This window comes from Streptomyces mutomycini (genome assembly GCF_001700505.1).
Lineage (GTDB): Bacteria > Actinomycetota > Actinomycetes > Streptomycetales > Streptomycetaceae > Streptomyces > Streptomyces mutomycini.
Map to the genome: position 1 here is coordinate 1 of NZ_MAPV01000303.1, position 3,440 is coordinate 3,440.

The following is a 3,440-nucleotide window of genomic DNA, read 5'->3' on the forward strand; positions in this document are numbered from 1 at the left end:
CTCCGGCCCCCGGCCCCTCGTTCCCACCGCCCCGCGTGCTGCCCGCCGATGTCCTCGCCGGGCAGCACGCCGGGCGGGCCTTCAGCCGGGAATCCTCCGACGGCCGCCCCGTGCCGCCGCCACCAGCTCGGGAAGCGTCGCCAGCTTGACCCGGGGGCGGCCGTCGCGGCGCCCAAGGGCCAGCTCGGCACGCTCGATCTCCGCCAGGCCGCGGGCGTCCACGACCCTCCGGTTACGGCGCCGCACGAGCCGCTGGAACGCCTTCGCCCCGTGCTCCGGCGCCGGCAGCGTGCCGCGGACGGCGTCGTCCAGCAGCGTGCCCACGGTCTCGGAGGCGCAGGTCCGGTTGGCCCCGATGCCGCCCGAGGGGCCGCGCTTGATCCATCCCACGACGTACGTCCCGGGCAGACCCGTCACCCGGCCGCCCTCGTGCGGAACGGTCCCCGTCGTCTCGTCGAACGGCAACCCGGTGACCGGCAGCCCACGCTGGCCGACGGCCCGCAGCAGCAGCCCGGACGGGATGCTCCTCGTGCTGTCCGTACCGCCCTCCTCGTCGCCTCCCCCCGCGCCGTCCGTGACCCGGAGCGCGGTGACTCCGCCGTCACCGAGCGCCTCCACCGGTGCGGAGTGGAACCGGAACACGATGCGGCGCCCCGTGGGCGGCGGGCGCGACCAGTCCACCGTCTCGCGGGCGACTCCCCGCAGCAGCGCCGCCCTGTCGCCCGCATCCGCCGCGTCGATCGTGGCACCGGTCCGCGGATCGTGGTCGTCCACGACCAGCTCCACGCCGGCCAGGTGCTTGAGCGCGAGCAGCTCGGACCTGGTGTACGCCGCGTCCTCGGGCCCCCGCCGCCCCAGCAGCACCACCTCGCGCACCGAGCCCGCGCGCAGGGCCTCCAGCGCGTGGCCGGCGATGTCGCCGGCCAGGAGCGCGTCGGGGTCCGAGACCAGGATCCGCGCCGCGTCCAGCGCGACGTTCCCGTTGCCGACCACGACGACCCGCTCGGCGGACAGGTCCACGGCATCCGGCGCGACCTCCGGGTGGGCGTTGTACCAGGAGACGAACGTCGTCGCGCAGATGCTGCCGGGCAGATCCTCCCCGGGGATCCCGAGCCGGCGTCCGGCCGACGCGCCGACGGCGTAGACGACAGCGTCGTGATGCGCGGCGAGCTCCTCCGGTGTGATGTCCCGGCCCACCTCGAGACCGAGGTGCATGCGCACCCTCGGATGTGTGTGGAACCGGGCGAAGGTGTCGCCGGCCCTCTTCGTCGACTGGTGGTCGGGCGCCACACCGTAGCGGATGAGGCCGCCCGCGACGGGCAGCCGGTCGATCAGCGTGACCTCGGCTCCCGTGTGCAGCAGCAGGTCCTCGGCGGCGTACATGCCCGCCGGTCCTGTGCCCACGACCGCGACCCGGATCGGCGCGAAGTCCGACGGCAGGCTGCGCTTGAAGGACGGCGCTCCCCAGGTGTGGAAGTTCGGCCCCTCCGGGTCGTGGCCGGGCTCCCGGTCCGCGAAGTACGCCGCGTTGAGCGGGCCGTACTCCCGCTGGGAGGCGGGAAGGCTGTCCACCGGGAAGACCGCTTCCACCGGGCAGGCGTCGGCGCAGGCACCGCAGTCGATACAGGACTTCGGATCGATGTACAGCATCTCCGTCCGGCCGAAGTCCGGTTCCTCCGGCGTCGGATGGATGCAGTTGACGGGGCACACCGAGACACAGGTGGCGTCGCTGCAGCACGTCTGGGTGATGGCGTAGGTCATGTCGTCCGCTCAGATCAGGTGGGCACGCTTGTAGAACACCAGGGCGGGCTTGGTGAGCAGGCGGGCCGAGGCCAGGAAGTCCATGAGACCCGAACAGCTCGAGCGCATCATCGACTTGTGGTGCTCGTTGGCCTTCGCCTCACCGAGGGCGCGCTTCCCGTCCAGTCCGGCGTTGGCGTAGACGTCCTTGTTCACCATGCTGGTGACGATGACGTACGACGCGATGGCGATGACGAGCGCGTTGATCCGGCGTCGCACGGGGCCGGCGCCGCTCAGGTGTTTGCGGGTCTCGGCGCGGGCGAACTTCATGTGCCGGGACTCTTCGACGACATGGATGTTGTTGATGGTGCGGACGAAGGGCACGACTCGCTCGTCCCTCATCCAGTCCCGCTGCATGACGTCGAGGACCTCCTCGGCGACGAGGATCGCCGCGTACGCGGCCTCGCCGAACGCGAGGGTCTTGAAGGCCCGCCCCAGCTCCACCGCGAACCGGTGCGGCCGGTAGGCCGGCGCGCCCAGCTTCTCGGCACCGCGGGCGAACATGATGGAGTGCCGGCACTCCTCGGCTATCTCGGTCAGCGCCCACTGGACGTCCGCGCTCGTGGGGTCCTTGGCGTAGACGTCGCGCAGGACCATCTGCTGCAGGATCATCTCGAACCAGATCCCGGTGCTGGCCACCGAAGCGGCTTCCTGGCGCGTCAGTTCCTTACGCTGCTGCTCGGTCAGCTCGCCCCAGTACGCTGTGCCGTACAGGGTGCTCCACTCCGGGCTCGCACCGTGGAACTCCTTGTCCAGCGGTGTGTCCCAGTCGACCTCCGTGGCGGGGTCGTACGCCAGCGTCGCGGCCGATTCGAGCAGGCGGCGGGTGAGGTGGTCCTCGGGCGGCCGGTCCTCGGCATCCGGTCGAACGGTGCTGCTTGCCATGGTGCGGCTCCTCGGTTCGTCAGCGATGTCCTGGGTGCTGTCAGATGTTCGTCGGCGGTGGCGGATCGTCATATGCCGTTCTGCCGACCGAAGACGGTGGCAGCCTTCGGCGAAGGACCGGTGCCGGGCCCTGCCGGGCGGCCTTCCGTCTCCCTTGTTAGACGGAAGGTATAGCAAGGATGCCGGGCGGGCCTACCCCCCAGTAAGAAATGTGTGCCGATCCCCGCGGCATCTCCTCGCGTCCCCCCGTGCGCGCACGTTCCTTCTCGTCGACGGAAGGCCTGAGAGCGGGCACCTGTTCGCGATGTCGAACATCGTTCGCAATTTCAGCGCGAGTCATTGACGCCGCGTTTTCACGGGCCTACGGTCCCGTCCGAAGTGACGGTCGGGCGTCGAAATATCGAACACTTCGCCCTTCTCTTCATGGGTCCCGCACCGCAGAGACGAGCCGAGACGAGCCGCCATGCAACCACCCCTCCTCAGCCGGCGCCGAGCCCTCGCGGGCGGTGCCGGCGCCCTGGCCGCCGCCGGAGCCCTGGGCTCCCTGTCCGGCTGTGCCGCGCCCGCGACCGCCGCGGGCCCGGGGCAGACCCTGCTGCGGTACTGGCATCTGTTCGGCGGCGGCGACGGCGTCAACATGCAGGGAATGCTGGACGACTTCCGGGCCGGACACCCGGACATCGCGCTGGAGGCCTCCACCCTGCAGTGGGGCGCCCCGTACTACACGAAGCTCGGCATGGCCGGCGCCGGCGGCC

Annotated in this window: 2 protein-coding genes and 1 pseudogene; 1 reads left to right on the forward strand and 2 read right to left on the reverse strand. The window is 71.3% G+C overall.

Going from position 1 to position 3,440, the window contains the following annotated elements:
• Window positions 1-81 precede the first annotated feature (81 nt).
• Together BFF76_RS29910 and BFF76_RS29915 are read right to left on the reverse strand one after the other, a co-directional pair.
• Entirely contained in the window at window positions 82-1,761 is a 1,680-nt protein-coding gene (locus BFF76_RS29910) for an FAD-dependent oxidoreductase (protein ID WP_065849477.1), read from the reverse strand.
• Between the two features lie 9 nt (window positions 1,762-1,770).
• Window positions 1,771-2,685 (reverse strand): AurF N-oxygenase family protein, encoded by a 915-nt coding sequence (locus tag BFF76_RS29915; RefSeq protein ID WP_031092681.1) that lies wholly within the window; start codon window positions 2,683-2,685, stop codon window positions 1,771-1,773.
• A gap of 463 nt (window positions 2,686-3,148) precedes the next feature.
• Here BFF76_RS29915 and BFF76_RS29920 point away from each other — a divergent pair.
• Window positions 3,149-3,440 (forward strand): annotated as a pseudogene (locus tag BFF76_RS29920) (extracellular solute-binding protein); the annotation flags it as partial.

Bases quoted from the DNA above. Each gene is read 5' to 3' on its own strand.
- BFF76_RS29910 (WP_065849477.1), bottom strand. From the start codon at position 1,761: ATGACCTACGCCATCACCCAGACGTGCTGCAGCGACGCCACCTGTGTC.
- BFF76_RS29915 (WP_031092681.1), bottom strand. From the start codon at position 2,685: ATGGCAAGCAGCACCGTTCGACCGGATGCCGAGGACCGGCCGCCCGAG.